Genomic DNA, 17,752 nt, shown 5'->3' on the forward strand with positions numbered 1-17,752 from the left:
GAGCACCTGCTCGCCACGGCGTCGAATGGGGAGTCGCGCCCAAGTCCCATTTGCCTGGCCGACCCACCAATTTGCCTGGCTGACCCACCCAGTGTGGGGTTTGGGACCCTGGATTTGGGTCACAAACCCCACACTTCGCTGGCTGACCAGCCAAATGGGATGGGGACTGGTGCCTCGCCAAGGACGTTCGGAACCTCACCAACGCTGCCCACGGCCGCGGCGGTCCCTCAAACAAACGTGGCACCGGCATCGGCGCCGGTGTGCGTCGAGTCGTGGCGGGGAAAGAAATCGTCGCTCTGTGCAACTTTGTTTCCCCGCACCTGGTGGGGCCGTCGTGCGGGTGACGGTGGTGAGTGGGGACAGGAACTGGGGACTGAGGACTGGAAATGCCATGTCCCAGCCCCCCACAACCTGTCCCGAGTCCCTGGATGGGGTGACGATCACCCCACACATCGGGGAAGGAGCCGGTCAACCTCTCGGATGGTCCGGGACGGACTGCCTGACCCCGCAAGCGACCTCGCCGTTTCTGGCGACGGCGCTAGAGGTCGGTGTAACCCAGTCGTGGTGAGCCGGTGAAGGTTGCTGTGGGGGTTTCGAGGACCTCTAGTTCGAGTACGACGAGGTTGTTGGTGCCCTGCTCCAGGAGAGGCGCCGGCACGTAGAGGGTTTCCTGGGGACCGCGGCGCCAGTAGCGGCCGAGGCAGAAACCGTTGATCCAGGCCAATCCCTTGCCCCAGGCATCGGTTCGCAGGAACAGGTCGGACTCACCATCGGCCTCGAATGTTGCGCGCCACGCGGTAGGACCGATGCCCAGTGCGGACGGAGTCGGGCCCGCGGAGCGCCACAACTGCGGAACCCTGTTGAGGTCGATCCCACACGCGGTCCAGCCGGTGAGCTCCTCGGTGCCGACGCGGACCGGCCCGATGAGGCCCTTCGGCTCACCGATCCGAGGCCCGTAGTTGACCCGGCCCTGGTCCTCGACGACGAGCTCGAGTCGTCCGCGGGTGTGGGGGAGCATGATCGCGCGCTCGTGGCGTTCGCGTTCCAGGATGCCGACCGGTGCGCCGTCCAGGAACACCTGCACACGGTCGCGGACCTCGCCGAACGTCAGCAACGCCGGCCCACCCTGACGCAGCTCGGTCCGGAAGATCGCAAGCCGCGCGTCCAGGTCGTCGAGCGTCGGCAGCTCCGGATGTTGCGACCACGTTCCGCCGACACCCGGCAGGAGCCCGATCGGATCGGACAGCGCGACGGTGAACTCCGGCGCAGCCGGCTTCGGGGCCGGCACGGTGTCCGGCACCGGCGCGTACCGCGAGATCACCTCACGGAACGCATGGAACTTCTCCGTCGGATTCCCCGCCTCGTCGAGCGGTGCGTCGTAGTCGTACGACGTCACGGTCGGGCGGTACACGCCCTTGTCGTTGGCCCCGCTCGACAGTCCGAAGTTCGTACCACCGTGGAACATGTAGATGTTGACCGACGCCCCGGCCGCCAACAGTGCATCGAGGTCCGCCGCCGCGTCGGCCGCCGAAGTCGTGTGGTGGCGTCCGCCCCAGTAGTCGAACCATCCGTCCCAGAACTCCATGCACATCAAAGGCCCGGTCGGCTGGTGCTTCCGCAGGGTTTCGAGCCGCTCCGTAACCCGGGACCCGAACGACGCGGTCCGCAGTACGCCCTCCAGTCCGCCGGCGGCGAGCATCGAGTCCGTCGGCTGATCCACCGTGACGAGCGGAACGGTGGTACCGGCGTTCCGGATGACGTCGGCCAGCGCCTTCAAGTAGGTCTGGTCGTCCCCGAACGCGCCGTACTCGTTCTCCACCTGAACGAGCAGCACCGGTCCGCCCTGATCGATCTGCAGCGGCCGGACGATCTCCAGCACATCCTGCAGGTACTGCGTGACCGCGGACATGAACGTCGGCTCATAGCGGCGTACCCCGACACTGTCGTCGCGGAAGAGCCACGCCGGGAGTCCGCCGTTGTCCAGCTCCGCACAGATGTACGGCCCGGGCCGCACGATCGCGTACAGCCCGGCGGCCGCGACCTCGCGGAGGAACCGGCCGAGGTCGAGCATCCCGGAGGTGTCGAAGACGCCGGGGCGCGGGCTGTGCGCGTTCCAGGGGACATAGGTCTCGATGGTGTTGAGCCCCATCAGCCGCGCCTTCTCGATCCGGTCCGCCCAGCAGTCCGGGTGCATCCGGAAGTAGTGCAGGGCACCGGAGATGATCTGCAGCGGACGGCCGTCCAGGACGAAGTCGGACTCACCGATGGCGAAGTCAGGCATGGGCTCTCATCTCTTGTTTACGTAAACATCTATGACGGTATCTGGACCGGCCTGCGACTGTCCACCCGAATCAGCGGCGGGTACGTCGACGCTTGCGAGGTGCTGCTGTGCTCTGCCGGACGATCAGCGGCGCGGCCACCGTGCCGTGGTATCCGGTCAACTGCTCCCGCCCGCCGAGCTGCCGCATGATGACCTCGACGAGGTCGTGACCGATCTGGTGGAACTCCTGCCGGACCGTCGTCAGCGGCGGCCAGAGGTGGGCGGCGAGGTCGATGTCGTCGAACCCGACGACGCTCACATCGTCCGGCACCCGGCGGCCGGCCTCGTGCAGTGCGTGGATCAGGCCGGCTGCCATCTCGTCGTTCGCCGCGAACACCGCCGTCACGTCGTCGCGCTTCGCGATCTCGTTCCCGATCTTGTAACCCGTCTCCGCGGACCAGTCACCGTCGAACGGCTCCGGGACCTCCCGTCCGGCGTTGACCAGCGTCTGCTTCCAGGCGGTCGCGCGCAGGTCCGCAGGGCCGGAGCCGCCCGGCCCCGCGATGTGGTGGACGGTCGCGTGCCCGAGATCCAGCAGGTGCTGGACCGCGGCGCGGCTGCCACCGACCTGGTCGGCGCCGACCGCCGGATGGTGCCCGATGAACCGCGAGTCGGACACCGCGACCGGCATGGTCGGCGGGAGCGCCAGAGCCGCCGGGGTCGCGGTCTCGGCCCGGATGATGATCAAGCCGTCGATCGCCTGATGGCTGAGGTGCTGCACGGCCTCGCTGACGTCGCTCGACGACGGACTCTCGACGTCGACGAGGCTCACCGAGTAACCCTCCCGCCGGGCGGCCTCGATCACCGCCTCGATGGTCTTCGACTCGCCGGTCCGGATGACCTGGTGAGCGATCAGACCGATCGACCGGAAGTTGCCTTGGCGCAGTGCCCGGGCGGCGTGGTTCGGTGCGTACCCCAGCTGCCGCATCGCGTCGAGCACGCGTTCCCGGGTCTCGGCTTTGACGGGCTCCGAGCCCGTGGACACGCGTGAGACGGTCTGCGACGAGACACCGGCCAACCGCGCCACGTCGCCGATGGACGGTCCCGTCTTCGGGTGTCCCTTGATCCCGCGGCGTGCGCCCCTGACCTCGCTCGACATGGCCTCAGCATAGGTGGGGCCTTAGTTGTTACGGGCGATCATCAGCCAGCTGACCTGGATGTCGGGGGACCGGGTGGGTGCGATCGACACCGTGATCTTGCCGTCGGCTCCGACCGTGATTCCGCCGTACGCCGCCGCGACGCCGGTCGCGGTGAACAGACGTTGCTGGTCGACGACGGACCCGTTGACGGTCACCTCGGCGGCGCGGTTCGCCCACGGCCACGGGTCGTAGTAACCCGCGTGGACCGTGTACGTGCCCGGCTCGAGGCCTTCGAACGTGTAGACCAGCGGCTCATGGTCCTTGGCGTACCGCAGCGTGGTGTAGAGGTCGCCGGTGCCGGCCGGCGCGCTCGAACCGGTGTAGCCCCACTGCGTGCCCGTCACGGGATCAGTCCCCAACGGCTGCTCCGGTGACGAGTTGAGCAGTGGCTGCTCGGTCGACGCGACCTGGGTCAGACGGGTCCAGTCGGGCGTGGCGGTCCCGCCGGCGTTCACGGCGTACCGCAGACCGTGCGGCACGACCACGACCGAGCGAGTGAACGTCCTGCCGTCCGCCAACGTGCCGCGCAGGGTCGCGGGCCCTGCTTGCGCGATGCTCGACGGATCCCAGGTGACGGCGAGCTGCTGCGATCCGCCCGCGGTCGTCACGGTGACGGTCGACGGCAGCGTGCTTGTGTCATTGAGCCAGACGTTGTCCGAGATCGTGCTCGTGACGGTCCAGCGGGTGTACGGCGTCAGGTCGCTCAGCGTCCACTCGGTGTCCGGGCCGATGGTGAGCGCGCCGCCTTCGCCGAAGCTCATCGGCATCCAGACGTACGGCGCGTTCGCGAGATCGCTCGGGGTCCAGCGGTCGCCCATGAAGACGAACTTGTTCTGCTTCTGGTCGACCGGGATCACGTTGGTGCTCTGCGATCCGTACGTGGTCGCCGCGCCGTCGCCGGTGATCGGGACCCCGCGGTCGGTGAACTGACCCAGGACGTTCTGCGAGGTCGCGTAGCGCGCCGGGTTCGGGTCCCAGCCGGTGGCTCCCGACGTCACCAGGTAGTAGGTGCCCTCCGACTTGAACATGGCCGGCGCCTCACGCTGGTTGCAGGCGAGCGTGCGCACGAAGTCCTTGCCCTGTACAGCGTTCTCCGGCGCCGCGGACAAGTATGTGTAGGACCTGTTCAGCTTGGAGATGTACATCGTCCGGTTCTCCTCGGACGAGTAGATGATGTACGCCGTACCGTCGTCGTCCACGAACAGGTTCATGTCCCGCGCCATCCCTCCGGCCGGGTCGAACGCGGACGACGTACCGCACCACAGCACCGAGTCGCTCGGCACCCGGTTCAGGCGGTACGAGTCGATCCAGCGGAACGGGCCCTTCGGTGAGTCGGCGATCGCCACCCCGGCCTCGGCGCGGGCGTACGTCGACGTACTGGTCGGCGACGAGGGGCCGTCGGAGTGCACCCACATCACCCACTTGCCGGTGCTCTTGTTGTAGATCACCTTGGGGCGTTCGAGGATCGACGGACGCGCCCAGCCGTCGGTACGGACGCTGTTGGTCGACAGGTCGCGCCAGACGACGTCTTTCTGCGCGGGCGTGTACTTCTTGTAGAGCTTGGCGAAGTACGGGTCGTTCTCGAACTGGTCGGGGGAGTTCATCGCGCGGAGTGCGAGCCCCTGGTCCTTCCAGTTGTAGAGGTCGTACGACGAGTACAGGTGCACACCCGGGCTGTCGTAGTAGCTGTTGCTGCGATCCTCGCCGTACCAGTAGTAGATGCGCCGGCCGTCGTCGTCCTGCGACGGCACGACCTGCCCGCCGTGGGCCTGAACGACCTTGCCGCTGGTGTCCAGCCAGGGCTCGCCCGGGCGGAAGGAGGTGTACGCCGACGGCTCGGCGGAGTTGGCCGGCGACGCCAGCAGACTGACGCCGACTGCGGCGAGCACGACGCTGACCACGGCTCCAAGAGCTCTTCGTTTCACAGGCTTACCTCCGGGCGGGGAGATGTTTACGTAAACAGAATGAGTGCCCCTGATTACAGCGCTCCGCTCACCCGGCGTCAAGAGCCCACCTGCCCCGAGCCCGGCACTAGTCTGTTGCAATGATTGCAATAGTTGTCGCGGCGGTGTTCTTCGCCGGTATGGGGATCTATGGGCTCGTCATGCCCGCGGCGCTGGTGCGACCCTTCGGGATCGTGGCGGCGGGGCCGGACGCGCGCAACGAAGTACGCGCCGTGTACGGCGGGTTCGGGCTCGCGATCGCCGGGCTGCTGGTTGCCGCGGCGCTCGACGAGGGGATCCGTCGCGGGGCGGTGATCGCGGTTGCCGCCGCGCTGGGCGGAATGGCCGCAGGGCGACTGATCGGCGCGTTGCGTGACCGCCCGCGGGCCTTCTATCCGTCGTGGTTCTACTTCTGCGTCGAGGTCGTCCTCGGCGGAGTGCTGTGGTTCGCAGTGAGTTGAGCGGCGCACTCGGCGGCGATTGCTCGCGCGAGGGTCTGTGCGGTGTCGGTGTCGTGTTCGGGGACCAGGTGGTGGACGGTGCCGGAGGCATGCAGGTCGGGGGCGGTGATGTGCTGGGCGGCGGCGAGTTCCGGAGCGTGAGCGGTATCGCGGTACACGATCGCGCTGGCTCCCTCCGGCGGCAGTGGTGCGAGCCACGCGTGCTCTGCCGCGACGACGGTGGTTGCCGGGAGCAACGCCAGTGCTCCGCCGCCGGTGCCTTGGCCGAGGAGGACCGACAAGGTCGGCACGGTCAGCGTCGTCATCGTCGAGATGCACAGTGCGATCTCGCCGGCCAGGCCGCCTTCCTCTGCGGCGCGGGAGAGCTCGGCACCGGCTGTGTCGATGACCGTGACGAGTGGGAGGCCGACGGTCTGAGCGAGGTTCATGCCGCGTCGGGCCTGGCGTAAGGCGGCTGGTCCCAGCGGCTTGGTCTGCGAACGGTCTTGTCCGACCAGTACGCACGGCTGGCCGTCGAGCCGGGTCAGCGCGACGAGGACGGCCGCGTCGGGTTCGGTCAGCCGGAGTGTTCCAGTGGCCCCGTAGCGGAGGAGATCGCGGACGCCGGCACGGTCGGGCTGACGAGTACGCAGTACGGAGGTCCAGGCGTCGACGGGCCCGGCGGCTCCGGTACGGCGGGGCAGTGTCGGAGCGACCGGGGGATCGACGAGGACTCCGAGTGCCCGGTCGAGCAGGAACGGGAGATCGCTCGTCTCGACCACGCCGTCGATCACCCCGTGCGCGGCGAGGTTCTCGGCCGTCTGGACGTCGGACGGGAACGGTTCATTGTGGAGGGCCTCGTACACCTTCGGTCCGAGGAAGCCGATCAGCGCTCCGGGTTCGGCGACGGTGACGTGACCGAGCGATCCCCACGAGGCGAACACGCCACCGGTCGTCGGATGCCGGAGATGAACGAGATAGGGGAGACCCGCTGCGCGGTGGTCCATCAAGGCCTTGGAGATCGTGATCATCTCGACGAAGGCGGCCGCTCCTTCCTGCATGCGGGTCCCACCGGACGCGGTCGACGCCACGATCGGCAGCCGCTCGGCCGTCGCGCGCCGTACCGCCGCGGTGATCCGCTCCGCGGCCACCCGGCCGATCGACCCGGCCAGGAACGCGAACTCGCTCACCAGTACGGCGACCTGTCGCTCACGGACCGAGCCGCGTCCGGTGATCACTGACTCGTCCGTCCCCGCCCGCTCGGCGGCCCGCCGCAACTGCTGCTGATAGGCGTCGTCGGCCGACTGCGTACCCGGCCGATCCCACGACTCGAAGGATCCTGGGTCGAGTACGGCGTCGATCAAGCCGTGGGCGCTCATTCGTTCAGCCAGGCCCGGATCGAGGCGCCGTGCTCGTCGAGCGTCGGCGGCGGCCGATGATCACCTCGGGTCGTCTCCTGCGATCCGTCGAAGAACCGCAGCGGCGGCCCGGGCAGTCGCAGCGGCCCGAGTGTGGCGTGCTCGACGTCGATCAACAGACCCTGACTCGCGGTCTGGTCCCAGGCGTACACCTCGTCCAGACTCCGCACCCGCCCGGCGGGGATGCCGGCGTCGGCCAGTTTCGCGAGCAATTCGGCACTGGTCAGACCAGTGAACGCCGCCTCGATCACCGCGATCAACCGGTCCCGGTGCGCCACCCGGTCGGCGTTCGTGGTCAAGCCGTCGGTGTTGAGTTCGAACGCCGCGCTGAACCGTTCCCACAGTCCCTCGCTGCCCACCGCGATCTGCACCGCGCCGTCCGCGCAATGGAACAGTCCGTACGGCGCGATCGACGGATGATGGTTGCCCTGGGCCACTCCTACCTCATCGGCCACGGTGTATCGCGTGCCCTGGAACGCATGTACGCCGACGATTGCCGCGAGCAACGACGTACGGACGACGCAGCCGACACCGGTTGCCGACCGTTCGTGGAGCGCCGCGACGACGCCGTACGCGCCGTACATCCCGGCCAGCAGGTCGCCGATCGGTACGCCGACCCGCTGCGGGTCCTCCGGTCCGGACCCGGTCAGTGACATCAGCCCCGCCTCACCCTGGGCAATCTGGTCGTAGCCGGCCCGTCCACCTTCCGGTCCGTCGTGGCCGAAGCCGGTGATCGACAGTACGACCAGGCGTGGATTGCGTTCGCGCAACAGGTCGAGGCCGAGACCGAGCCGATCTAGTACGCCGGTCCGGAAGTTCTCCACCAGTACGTCGGCACGATCGATCAACCGGAGTACGACGTCGCGATCAGCATCGTCCTTCAGGTCCAGCGTGATGGATTCCTTGTTGCGGTTGGCGGACAGGAAATACGTCGACTCGTCGCCGGCGAACGGCGGCCCCCAGCCGCGGGTGTCGTCGCCGCGGCCGGGTGCCTCGACCTTGATCACGCGCGCGCCGAGGTCGCCGAGCATCATCGTGGCGTGCGGCCCGGCCAGCGCCCGGGACAGATCCACGACGAGTACGCCGTCCAGCTGACCCATCCGCGTCACCAGCCCGGGAGTACTAGTGCGGCCCAGACGAGCAACGGACCGGCCACGACCACGATCACGCTGTAGGTGAGAATCTGCTTGTAGTACACGGGTTCTGCGATCGTGTCCGGTCGATTCGCCAGCATCAATGCACCGTTGGTCGAGAATGGACTGACGTCGACGATCGTCGACGCGATCGCCAGTGCCGCGACGAAGAGACCGGCACTGATCCCACCGTGACCGATCAGCGGTACGGCGATCGGGATGATCACCGGCAGCAGCGCGGTCGACGAGGCGAAGGCCGACACGACACCGCCGACGTAGCACAGGACGAGCGCGCCGATCACGGCCGCTCCGAGTCCGGCGGCCCATTTGCCGACGAACTGCGGCGCACCGGATTCGGTGAGAATCGCGGCGTACGTGCTGACACCCGCGACCAGCAGGACCGTCGGCCACGCGACCTGCTTGACGGCGTCCTTGTGCTCGGTCGGCGACAGGATCGCGAGCAGTACGGCGGCGGTGATCGCGACGAACCCGATGTTCTTGTCGAACGCGAGTGCCACCACGGCCACGCCGACGAAGGCGATCAGCGTCAGCAGCTGATCCCGTCGTACCCCGCGAGCGAGTGTGCCGGTCGGGGCCGAGGCGCCGGTGCCGCGCGCGGTGACGGTGGCGCCACCGTGATGCAGCTCCTCGGTGAGGTCGGCGGAGTCGTTCGGGCTGTTCGGGTCGACGCGCTGGTTCATCAGCTTCCGGCCGCCGAACACGATGAACAGGATCGTCGCCATCACCAGGTTGACGACGAGGCTGGACAAGAAGACCGTCAGCTCACTGGACGGCAGCTTGGCGTCCTCCATCACCGAGTTGGTGATCGTGCCGTAGATGCTGATCGGCGAGAACCCGCCGCCCTGGGCGCCGTGCACGACGAACATGCCCATCATCAGCGGATTGATCTTGTACCGCGCGGCGAAGCCGAGCGCGATCGGCCCGATGATCGCGCACGCGGCCGGGCTGGCGGCGCCGATCGCGGTCAGCAGGGCGGTGACGGCGAACATCACCCACGGGATCAGCGCGACCCGGCCACCTACGGCGCGGACCGCGCTGGCGACTATCAGGTCGACTGTGCCGTTGTTCTTCGCTATCGCGAACAGATAGGTGACACCGATCAGCGTGAGGATCAGATCGCCGCTGACGCCGGCGAGGATCTCCTTCTCAGTCAGGTGCAACGAGTACAGGCCGACCAGCCACGCCGCGACGTACGCGAGCGCACCCATGTTGATCGGCAGGACCGTACCGACGACGAACAGCGCGACGAGCGCCAGAATCGCAACCCACTCTGGTCCCATGACGGAATCCTCTTCCGGGCGGTTGACGGGGACATACCAGTTAGTAGCTGGCTCAGTGGCCTAGCCAATAGCCCAATGAGCCACTTGTCAATAAGCTGTCTGCATGGAGTCGCCGTCTGCTCGTCCCGCACCACCCCGACCGGTCCCGCGATCCCGCCTGTACGAACAGGTCGCGGACCAGATCAGCACCTGGATCATCGAGAACGGTCTGCTGCCCGGCGACCGGCTGCCACCGGAGCGGGAGTTGGCTCAGCGACTCGGCGTGAGCCGGGCGACGCTGAGCCAGGCGTTGGTGGCGCTCGAGGTGATCGGTGCGGTGGTGGTTCGGCACGGCGACGGCACGGTGCTGACCGAGCGGGCCCGGACCGCGCCGGTGATCGAGGCGATCCGCGCGCACGCCGACCGGCTGCCCGAGATCATCGAGGCCCGTGACGCGCTCGAGTCGAAGCTGGCTGCGCTGGCGGCGTCCCGTCGTACCGATGCCGATCTGACGGCGATCCGGTCCGCGCTGGACACGATGGAGCGCGACATCGAGGCCGGTGGCCGGGGCGTCGAGGGCGACGAGGCGTTCCATGGCGCGGTGACCGCGGCGGCGCGATCGGAGTTGCTGGCGCAGATGATGACTGCGATCCACGACCTGATCCGGGAGACCAGGCTGGAGTCGTTGTCCCAGCCCGGCCGGCCACGCGAGTCGCTGGCCGGCCACCGGAAGGTCGCGGATGCGATCGCCGCCGGCGATCCGGACGCCGCCACTCAGGCCATGCACGAGCACGTGATGCTGGTGTCCGACGTCGCGTTGCTGCGGGACAGGCCGTGACCGGTGTCGAGCATCTGGCGATCGTCGCGGCCGGACTCGGAGCCGGCGTGCTCACGTCCACCGTCGGCGTCGCGTCGCTGATCAGCTTCCCGGCGTTGATCGCGCTGGGGATTCCGCCGGTCGTGGCGAACGCCTCGAACACGATCGGCCTCCTTCCCGGCGCGCTCAGCGGCTCGTTCGGGTACCGCCGCGAGCTGCGCGAGGTCTCCCGTCCCACGACGATCGCGGTCGTGGTGACGTGTGCGATCGGCGCGATCGGAGGCGCCGTACTGCTGCTTGCCCTGCCGCCAGGCGTGTTCGCCGCGGCGGCACCGTGGCTGATCCTGTTCACCTGCCTGATCGTCGGCGTCCAACCGTGGATCTCCCGGTGGCTGCGCTCCCGGCACGAGGGACCGCAGGAGACACGGACGACGATGACTCCGACGACGACGTTCTTCGCCGCTCTGACGGGCGTGTACGGCGGGTACTTCGGCGCCGGTGCGGGCGTGATGATGATGGCGGTTCTCGGCCTCGGCCTGGACCTCGAGATGCGCGTCGTGAACGCCCTCAAGACCCTGTCCCTGCTGGCCGCGAACCTCGTCGCCAGCGTCATCTTCGTCTTCATCGCCGACCTGAACCCGACCGCGATCGTGCTGCTCGCGATCGGGTCCGTGGCCGGCGGGTACGTCGGTTCGCACATCGGCCGACGACTGCCGAGCGGACTGCTCCGCGTCCTGATCGTGCTCGCCGGCATCACCGCCGCAGTGCTGATGCTGCGCTGATCTCAGGAATCCGCCGAGCGCTTCAGGTCAGCTGCAGACCAGGGAGTCGACGTACGCCGTGCCGCCGGAGCGGAATGCTGCCGCGCGGGCGACTGCGTCTGTGGGGGAGACGACCTCGTTCTTCGCGTAGTACGCCCAGTCGACCTGCTGTTCGTAGACGCTGGTTCCGCTGGTGTGGGTGGCGAGGTCGATGAACCACAGGTTGTAGTTCATCGTCATGTCCTGCCGCGGCGTCACCGGATTGCCCTTGTCGTCGACCGTGTGGTCCGCTGTCAGTACGCCGTCGACGTAGTACCGAACGTGGCCGTCGGCAACTTGTGTCACCAGGTCGTGCCAGCCGGCGTACGACGCGTGCGTGGCGTTGTAGGCGCGGAGCGCGTCCCAGGGCTCGGCGCGGTACGTGTACCAGCTGGTCTGGTAGTTGACCGGCCCGGTGTCACCCCAGCCGCCGTTCGGCAGGTACTCGGAGAAGTCGAGCTCGCTGTAGAGCGGGTCGTAGTCGTAGCGCAGCGGGGAAATCGTGAACGCGGTCTCGTTGATGTGATCGCCGTCCGGCCCGCTGGTCGGTGCGTCGGTAAAGCGCACGCGGGTCGCGTAGGTGCCCTCCCGGACCCGTTGCTGGCTCTGTCGGAGCTCGGCGTGCGTGGTGCCGGCGCTGGTGCCGTCGGTCGATGCGATCAGTTGGGCGACGGGGTCACCGTCGCGGGTCGGGAAGGTGATGTTGCCGGGCAGCCAGCTGGCGCCGGGAACTCCGGGCCCACCGGACTCGGAACGAGCGTTCCAGCCGTGGGCCTGCAGTGCTGGGTCGTTGTGCGCCGTGTAGTGGAAGTCGTCGAAGATCTCTCCACAGGCGCCTGCGGCCGATTGGCTGGAAGCGTTGGCGGTTGGTTCGGTGATGACGACCGTCGCCGCGATCGCGGCCGCCACGCTGCAGAGGATCGCGAGACCCTTCGCAACGCGGGGCTGATGAGCGGACGACGGACGGGGGCGGATTTCAGACATGACAGTCCCTCGCTCTCGGAGGTATGGCGGTCACGATGATGGGGACTTCAGCAGCGGGTGCGCAAGAGCGAATGAGAGAAATTCTTCTCCTCTTGACGCCAGACACCCTGATTTGAGAATAATTATCAGATGGATGGTGAGGTAGGTCTGCTGGCGCGATTGCGCGGGACTCGTCCCGAGCTGGGGACCGCCCTGGGCCGGATCGCCGACTTCGTGCTGGCCGAGCCGGCGGCCGCGGCGCGCCTGACAATCACCGAGTTGGCCGAGCAGACCGGCACCTCTCCCGGGACGGTCACGCGTTTCTGTCGCGCGTGCGGTCTTCGCGGTTTCGCCGAGCTCCGGGTCGCCGTCGCGGAAGAGGTCGGCCGGTCCGGCGCCCATCGCTGGGACACCGATATCGGTTCGGAGATCGCTCCCGACGCTCCTGCAGACCAGGTGCTGAAGGTGCTGCTGGCGACCAATGCCAACGCCATGATGCGGACCGCCGAAGTGCTCGATCTGTCGGCCGTCGACGAGGTGGTGACCCGCCTCGCCGCGGCCAGGCAGTGTCACTTCTTCGGAGTAGGTACGAGTGGCGTCACGGCTGACGAACTGCGCCATCGCCTGCGGCGCATCGGCGTACCGTGCTGGAGTTCCGCGGACGTGCACAGCGGGTTGACGCTTGCGGCGCTGGTGGACGAGCGGGATCTGTTCATCGGCGTCTCCACCTCCGGCCGCGTCGCCGAGACCATCGAGGTACTGCAGGCGGCCGGCGACAAAGGCGCGATCACGGTCGCGATCACCGCGGATCCCGATTCACCGCTGGCGCAGGTCGCGGACCTCGTCCTGTCGACGGCCCGCCATGTCCACAACGAACGAGCCGACGCCCTCGCCGACCGCCACGCCCAATTCCTCGTCGTAGACCTCCTGTACGCACGACTCGCCCAGGTCCTGCACGACCGCACAGTCACCCTGCTCGACTCAACCGCCACCGCCCTCGACCACCACCGCGTCCCACCCTCAAAACCAACCGTCAGGCGGACGCACGGGCCCGGATAACCGGCTCTCCCGTCCGATGCGGGGGTGGCGATCAGCCCGATCCGGGGTCGCGCGACAGGTAGTCGTGGGTCCGGACCTGGTATGACCTGTCCCCAGTCACCAAGTGCCTGTCCCCACTCCCCGCCGTCGCCCCGCCGGTCGGCCACCACCCGTCCAGCCGACTTGGCGACATCGAGCTCCCGGTTCAGGTGATCTGGGGTGAAAGCGACCGGATCGCAGACCCGGAGTACGGGAAGGCCTACGCGGCCGCGATCCCGCAATCGACGTACGCCGTCCTCCCGTACACCGGCCTCCTCCCACAACTCGAGACGCCTGAGGAGCTGCTCGCCGCGCTTCAGGTAGGTTAGGCTTGCCTAACTTATTGGAGTGATGATGAGGGATCTCCGCCTTGCCGTGGTCGGTGCCGGCCCGGCCGGCATCTATGCGGCTGACATATTGACGCAGGAACACCCGGGTGCGCACGTCGATCTGATCGAGCGCCTGCCCGCGCCGTTCGGGTTGGTGCGGTACGGCGTCGCGCCGGACCATCCCCGGATCAAAGAGATCGTGAAGGCGCTGCAGCGCGTCGTCCGCCGGGACCGGATCAGGTTCGTCGGCAACGTCTCGTACGGCGTCGACCTGAAGCTCGACGACTTGCGCCGGTACTACGACGCGATCGTGTTCGCCACCGGGGCGATGGCCGACCGCCCGCTCGACATCCCGGGGATCGACCTGCCGGGCAGTTACGGCGCCGCGGACTTCGTGAGCTGGTACGCCGGGCATCCCGACGTACCGCGGGACTGGCCGCTCGAGGCCCGTGAGGTCGCGGTGATCGGGGCCGGCAACGTCGCGCTCGACATCGCCCGGATGCTGGCGAAGCCGGCCGACGAGCAGCTGAGTACCGAGATCGCCGGCAACGTCTACGAGGGCCTGAAGCTCAACCAGGCGACCGACGTCCACGTCTTCGCACGGCGGGGTCCGGCGCAGATCAAGTTCACGCCGATGGAGTTGCGCGAGCTGTCGCACTCGCCGTCAGTGGACGTGATCGTGCACCCCGAGGGGTTCGAGATCGACGAGGCGAGCCAAGCCGCGATCAACGCCAGCAAGGGCACCAGGTTGGTTGTCGACACGTTGCTCAAGTACGTCGAGGCCGAGCCGACCGGCGCGCCGCACCGGATCCACATCCACCTCTGTCACGCACCCGTCGAGGTCCTCGGGGACGATCGGGTCGAGGGTCTGCGGACCGAGGTGACCCAGCTGCAGGGCGACGGCACGGTCAAGGGCACGGGGGAGTACGTCGACACGCCCGTGCAGGCCGTGTACCGCGCGGTCGGCTACCTCTCGTCCCATCTGCCGGAGATCCCGTTCGACCACCAGGCGGGCGTGATCACCAACGATCGGGGCAGGGTCCTCGACCTGGACGGCGTACCGCTGCCTGGGCTGTACGTCACGGGCTGGGTCAAGCGTGGACCGATCGGGCTGATCGGCCACACCAAGTCCGACGCGGCGGAGACGATCGCGAGTCTGCTCGCGGACCTCGACACGCTGCCGCAGCCCGAGATCCGTGATCCACAAGGGATTCTGGAGCATCTCGCGGGCAGGGGCGCGACCGTGATCGACTCCGAGGGATGGGCCCGGCTCGACGCCCATGAGATCGCTCTTGGCGAGGCAGCCGGGCGCGAACGCATCAAGGTCGTCCCGCGCGAGGACATGATCAGGGTCGCGAAAGCCTAGGCCCTGTCTGATTCCGGGCGCGATTTCCGGTACCGGACAACGGGTCCGGAGCGCACACCTTGCGTGGGTGCCGCTGAGCTGACAGTCGGCGCCACCACTGCCGCCGCCGACGCCGCACCCAGCACAGCGATCCCGTCCCAGCACCGCCGTACGCCAAGATGTCCGGATCCGGAAACGCATGCTGCCCGAGGCAACGGTTAGGGCTCGAGGGTCAGCGGGTGACGCGGTCGACTCGGCGGCCGGTGCGGTCGAAGAGGTGGATCTGGGACGTGTCGAGGGCGAGGTGAACGCGCGTTCCGCGGGCCAGTTCGGTGTCGACCGGAAGCTCGACGACCAGGTCTGCGCGGCGGTGGGTGGCGCCGTGGATCTCCGGTGGGGGAGCGGGCGGCGCGCCCAGCCCGAGCCGGGAACGAACCCTGGTCAGGAAAGACGGCGCCGGATCGGCCGCGGGGGACGCGTGCGCCGGTGCGACGCGGCCGATCTTGTCGGGATCGACGACTTCGATGCCGCACTGGACGAACGCGATCGACTGCTGGCCGTGGAACTCGAACGCGCGGATCGTTCCGCTCAGCCGGTTCGGCGCGTCCTCGGTCGTGATCAGGCTGAACGCGCTCGAGCGGGCGCCGACGACCACCTCGGCGCCGTCGTGGTGCCGCAGGATCAGCGACCGGCGATCGGTGGGGTCGAGCTGGATCGACTGGCTGCCGAGGTCGAGGGCGACCCGGTGGTGCGCGATGACACGCACGGTCGCGGCCATCAGGTTGATCCGGGGCGTCCCCAGAAAGCCGGCCACGAATGCGGTGGCGGGGTCGTTGTAGACCTGAGTCGGCGTACCGACGTCCTCGATCCGGCCGTCGCGCATCACCGCGATCCGGTCGGCCAGCGTCAGCGCCTCGACCTGATCGTGCGTCACGTAGAGCGTGGTCACGTTCAGGTCCCTGGTCATCGCGCCGATCTCCTGGCGGAGCTCGGTGCGCATCGTGGCGTCGAGGTTCGACAACGGTTCGTCGAGCAGGAACACCTGCGGCCGCCGTACCAGCGCCCGGCCGATCGCGACCCGCTGCCGCTGACCGCCCGACAATGTCCGCGGCATCCGGTCGAGCACCGACTCGATGCTGAGGATCTGCGCGAGCCCGGCCGCGGTGGACCCGGCCTGGACGTCGTCCTGCCCGGCGATCTGCAGCGGGAACATGATGTTCTCCTGCACCGTCCGGTTCGGGTACAGGGCACCGGTCTGGAAGACCATCGCCACGCCGCGCTCGCGCGGGGCGAGCCGGGTCCCGAGCGTCCGCCCGAACCAGACCTCGCCGGCGGTCACGCGTTCGAGGCCCGCGATCATCCGCAGCAGCGTCGTCTTCCCGCATCCGGACGGCCCGAGCAGCACCATGAACTCGCCGTCGTCGACCTGCAGCGACAACTCGTCCACGGCCAGGTGCTCACCCTCGAACACCTTGGACACCGCGTCGAGCCGGATCGCCGTCATGTACGCCTTATACGGGAAGTTCCGGTTCACCGGCAAGCACTGGACACCTTGCGAACTGATTGCAGTGGCAAGATCCAAAACTTAACTGTTGCTGCGGGCAATCAATCTGCCGTTGACAACGACGGTTACGAGGTCGCCGACGGCGCCGTCCGGGGTGCTGGTCAACTGGACCAGATCGGCGCGGGCACCGACCTCCAGGCGGCCCCGGTCGTGGAGGCCGAGCAGGTCGGCAGGGGTCGTGGTGGCCATGGTGACAGCGGTTTCCAGCGGGAGCCCGCCGGGCCCGGTGGCCCAGCGGAGGCAGTCGAGGAGAGAAGCGCCGCTACCGGCCAGGTACGGCGTACCTTGCAGGCGGAGGCTCCCGTCGGAGCCGACGGTGACTGCGCCACCGACCGCGGTCCGGTAATCGCCGGGGGCACACCCGGCGAGGGCGGCGGCGTCGCTGGTGAGGACGCAGCGCGTCGGACCCTTGGCGCGGACGAGGGCGGCGAAGGTGTCGGCAGGCAGGTGCTGGCCGTCGGCAATCAGGCCGGCCGTCAGGACGTCCTCGGTCAGCTGGGCCCAGATCGGGTTCTGGTGGCGATCGATCTGGGCGGGCAGCCCATTGCCCAGGTGCGTGGACAGCCGCCCACCCGCGGCCGCGAAGGCGTGGATGTCGGCGGCCGTCGCCAGCGAGTGGCCGACGGATGGGAGTACGCCGTTCGTCGCGAGGTGCCGGGTGAACTCGAGGGCGCCCACGCGTTCCGGAGCGACGGTCATGATCGCGATCGCGCCGTCGGCCGCGGCCTGCCAGCGGTCGAACTCGTCGGCATCGGGGTCCCGGATCACGGCCGGGTCGTGGGCACCGCGGGCGCCCTCCGCGGACGAGATGTACGGACCCTCCAGGTGCAGGCCCGGTACGCCGTACGCCACGTCGGAATCGGCTGCGCGCGCGGCGGCGGCTCGTTTGACGAGTGTGGTCGTAGTCGCGTCGTCGGCGGAGATGATCGTCGGGTAGACCGTGGTCACCCCTTGTCCCCACAGTGCGCGGACGAGGTCAGACAGCTCGCTCGCCGGGCGGGACGGGTCGTTGACGTCCAAGCCGCCGTACCCGTTGAGCTGGATGTCGACCAGGCCGGGGATCAGCAGGAGGTCCGGTGCCGACGGGTGGTCGGTGATTTCCTCGATGCCGTCGGCGGAGAGCCGCACCCGCACTCCGCGGCCGGCGGCGGTGCGGCCTTCCAGCATCTCGCTCATGACGGTGG

Annotated in this window: 15 protein-coding genes; 6 read left to right on the forward strand and 9 right to left on the reverse strand. The window is 68.4% G+C overall.

Going from position 1 to position 17,752, the window contains the following annotated elements; all coding sequences use genetic code 11:
* Nucleotides 1–538 precede the first annotated feature (538 nt).
* From EV649_RS36745 to EV649_RS36755, 3 genes are all read right to left on the reverse strand, one after another.
* Nucleotides 539–2,281 (reverse strand): beta-galactosidase family protein, encoded by a 1,743-nt coding sequence (locus EV649_RS36745; protein WP_130388321.1) that lies wholly within the window; start codon nucleotides 2,279–2,281, stop codon nucleotides 539–541.
* A gap of 70 nt (nucleotides 2,282–2,351) precedes the next feature.
* Nucleotides 2,352–3,419 (reverse strand): LacI family DNA-binding transcriptional regulator, encoded by a 1,068-nt coding sequence (locus tag EV649_RS36750; RefSeq protein WP_130388322.1) that lies wholly within the window; start codon nucleotides 3,417–3,419, stop codon nucleotides 2,352–2,354.
* 21 nt (nucleotides 3,420–3,440) lie between these two features.
* Nucleotides 3,441–5,384: a family 43 glycosylhydrolase gene (locus EV649_RS36755; RefSeq protein WP_130388323.1), complete on the reverse strand. Its 1,944-nt coding sequence runs from the start codon at nucleotides 5,382–5,384 to the stop codon at nucleotides 3,441–3,443.
* Between the two features lie 119 nt (nucleotides 5,385–5,503).
* On the opposite strand from EV649_RS36755, the gene EV649_RS36760 reads away from it, so the two are divergent.
* Nucleotides 5,504–5,863 (forward strand): DUF4345 domain-containing protein, encoded by a 360-nt coding sequence (locus tag EV649_RS36760; protein WP_130388324.1) that lies wholly within the window; start codon nucleotides 5,504–5,506, stop codon nucleotides 5,861–5,863.
* Here the strand turns inward: EV649_RS36760 and EV649_RS36765 are convergent.
* From EV649_RS36765 to EV649_RS36775, 3 genes are read right to left on the reverse strand one after another with little or no spacing between them, the layout of a single operon-like run.
* Nucleotides 5,809–7,221 carry a carboxyl transferase domain-containing protein gene (locus tag EV649_RS36765; RefSeq protein WP_198682896.1) on the reverse strand — a complete coding sequence of 471 codons (1,413 nt, stop codon included), beginning with the start codon at nucleotides 7,219–7,221 and terminating at the stop codon, nucleotides 5,809–5,811. The two genes, EV649_RS36760 and EV649_RS36765, sit on opposite strands and share 55 nt — an antisense overlap.
* Nucleotides 7,218–8,360 carry a CoA transferase gene (locus EV649_RS36770; RefSeq protein WP_130388326.1) on the reverse strand — a complete coding sequence of 381 codons (1,143 nt, stop codon included), beginning with the start codon at nucleotides 8,358–8,360 and terminating at the stop codon, nucleotides 7,218–7,220. The genes EV649_RS36765 and EV649_RS36770 overlap by 4 nt, the downstream gene beginning before the upstream one ends.
* A gap of 5 nt (nucleotides 8,361–8,365) precedes the next feature.
* Entirely contained in the window at nucleotides 8,366–9,694 is a 1,329-nt protein-coding gene (locus EV649_RS36775; RefSeq protein WP_130388327.1) for an SLC13 family permease, read from the reverse strand.
* A gap of 103 nt (nucleotides 9,695–9,797) precedes the next feature.
* Between EV649_RS36775 and EV649_RS36780 the strand changes: the two genes are divergently transcribed.
* Together EV649_RS36780 and EV649_RS36785 are read left to right on the forward strand one after the other, a co-directional pair.
* Nucleotides 9,798–10,511: a FadR/GntR family transcriptional regulator gene (locus EV649_RS36780; RefSeq protein ID WP_130388328.1), complete on the forward strand. Its 714-nt coding sequence runs from the start codon at nucleotides 9,798–9,800 to the stop codon at nucleotides 10,509–10,511.
* Complete coding sequence (locus EV649_RS36785; protein WP_130388329.1) at nucleotides 10,508–11,272, forward strand: sulfite exporter TauE/SafE family protein; 765 nt, start codon at nucleotides 10,508–10,510, stop codon at nucleotides 11,270–11,272. The genes EV649_RS36780 and EV649_RS36785 overlap by 4 nt, the downstream gene beginning before the upstream one ends.
* Before the next feature lie 27 nt (nucleotides 11,273–11,299).
* On the opposite strand, the gene EV649_RS36790 is transcribed toward EV649_RS36785, so the two are convergent.
* Nucleotides 11,300–12,274: a glycoside hydrolase family 16 protein gene (locus EV649_RS36790; protein ID WP_198682897.1), complete on the reverse strand. Its 975-nt coding sequence runs from the start codon at nucleotides 12,272–12,274 to the stop codon at nucleotides 11,300–11,302.
* A gap of 129 nt (nucleotides 12,275–12,403) precedes the next feature.
* Here EV649_RS36790 and EV649_RS36795 point away from each other — a divergent pair, with 129 nt between their 5' ends.
* From EV649_RS36795 to EV649_RS36805, 3 genes are all read left to right on the forward strand, one after another.
* Complete coding sequence (locus tag EV649_RS36795) at nucleotides 12,404–13,312, forward strand: MurR/RpiR family transcriptional regulator (protein WP_130388330.1); 909 nt, start codon at nucleotides 12,404–12,406, stop codon at nucleotides 13,310–13,312.
* 188 nt (nucleotides 13,313–13,500) lie between these two features.
* Nucleotides 13,501–13,659: an alpha/beta hydrolase gene (locus EV649_RS36800; protein WP_198682898.1), complete on the forward strand. Its 159-nt coding sequence runs from the start codon at nucleotides 13,501–13,503 to the stop codon at nucleotides 13,657–13,659.
* 25 nt (nucleotides 13,660–13,684) lie between these two features.
* Nucleotides 13,685–15,025 carry an FAD-dependent oxidoreductase gene (locus EV649_RS36805; protein ID WP_130388331.1) on the forward strand — a complete coding sequence of 447 codons (1,341 nt, stop codon included), beginning with the start codon at nucleotides 13,685–13,687 and terminating at the stop codon, nucleotides 15,023–15,025.
* A 211-nt stretch (nucleotides 15,026–15,236) separates the two neighbouring features.
* Here EV649_RS36805 and EV649_RS36810 read toward each other — a convergent pair whose 3' ends face one another.
* Both EV649_RS36810 and EV649_RS36815 read right to left on the reverse strand, forming a co-directional pair.
* A complete protein-coding gene (locus EV649_RS36810) occupies nucleotides 15,237–16,508 on the reverse strand; it encodes an ABC transporter ATP-binding protein (RefSeq protein ID WP_130388332.1) in 1,272 nt (423 codons plus the stop codon).
* Between the two features lie 81 nt (nucleotides 16,509–16,589).
* Nucleotides 16,590–17,744 carry an amidohydrolase family protein gene (locus EV649_RS36815; RefSeq protein WP_130388333.1) on the reverse strand — a complete coding sequence of 385 codons (1,155 nt, stop codon included), beginning with the start codon at nucleotides 17,742–17,744 and terminating at the stop codon, nucleotides 16,590–16,592.
* Nucleotides 17,745–17,752 lie beyond the last annotated feature (8 nt).

This window comes from Kribbella sp. VKM Ac-2569 (assembly GCF_004216905.1).
Taxonomy (GTDB): domain Bacteria; phylum Actinomycetota; class Actinomycetes; order Propionibacteriales; family Kribbellaceae; genus Kribbella.

What these genes read in the sequence shown, in the direction of transcription:
- EV649_RS36745 (WP_130388321.1), bottom strand. Translation starts at nt 2,281, where the DNA reads ATGCCTGACTTCGCCATCGGTGAGTCCGACTTCGTCCTGGACGGCCGT.
- EV649_RS36750 (WP_130388322.1), bottom strand. Translation starts at nt 3,419, where the DNA reads ATGTCGAGCGAGGTCAGGGGCGCACGCCGCGGGATCAAGGGACACCCG.
- EV649_RS36760 (WP_130388324.1), top strand. Translation starts at nt 5,504, where the DNA reads ATGATTGCAATAGTTGTCGCGGCGGTGTTCTTCGCCGGTATGGGGATC.
- EV649_RS36765 (WP_198682896.1), bottom strand. Translation starts at nt 7,221, where the DNA reads ATGAGCGCCCACGGCTTGATCGACGCCGTACTCGACCCAGGATCCTTC.
- EV649_RS36770 (WP_130388326.1), bottom strand. Translation starts at nt 8,360, where the DNA reads ATGGGTCAGCTGGACGGCGTACTCGTCGTGGATCTGTCCCGGGCGCTG.
- EV649_RS36775 (WP_130388327.1), bottom strand. Translation starts at nt 9,694, where the DNA reads ATGGGACCAGAGTGGGTTGCGATTCTGGCGCTCGTCGCGCTGTTCGTC.
- EV649_RS36780 (WP_130388328.1), top strand. Translation starts at nt 9,798, where the DNA reads ATGGAGTCGCCGTCTGCTCGTCCCGCACCACCCCGACCGGTCCCGCGA.
- EV649_RS36790 (WP_198682897.1), bottom strand. Translation starts at nt 12,274, where the DNA reads ATGTCTGAAATCCGCCCCCGTCCGTCGTCCGCTCATCAGCCCCGCGTT.
- EV649_RS36795 (WP_130388330.1), top strand. Translation starts at nt 12,404, where the DNA reads ATGGATGGTGAGGTAGGTCTGCTGGCGCGATTGCGCGGGACTCGTCCC.
- EV649_RS36805 (WP_130388331.1), top strand. Translation starts at nt 13,685, where the DNA reads ATGAGGGATCTCCGCCTTGCCGTGGTCGGTGCCGGCCCGGCCGGCATC.
- EV649_RS36810 (WP_130388332.1), bottom strand. Translation starts at nt 16,508, where the DNA reads ATGACGGCGATCCGGCTCGACGCGGTGTCCAAGGTGTTCGAGGGTGAG.
- EV649_RS36815 (WP_130388333.1), bottom strand. Translation starts at nt 17,744, where the DNA reads ATGAGCGAGATGCTGGAAGGCCGCACCGCCGCCGGCCGCGGAGTGCGG.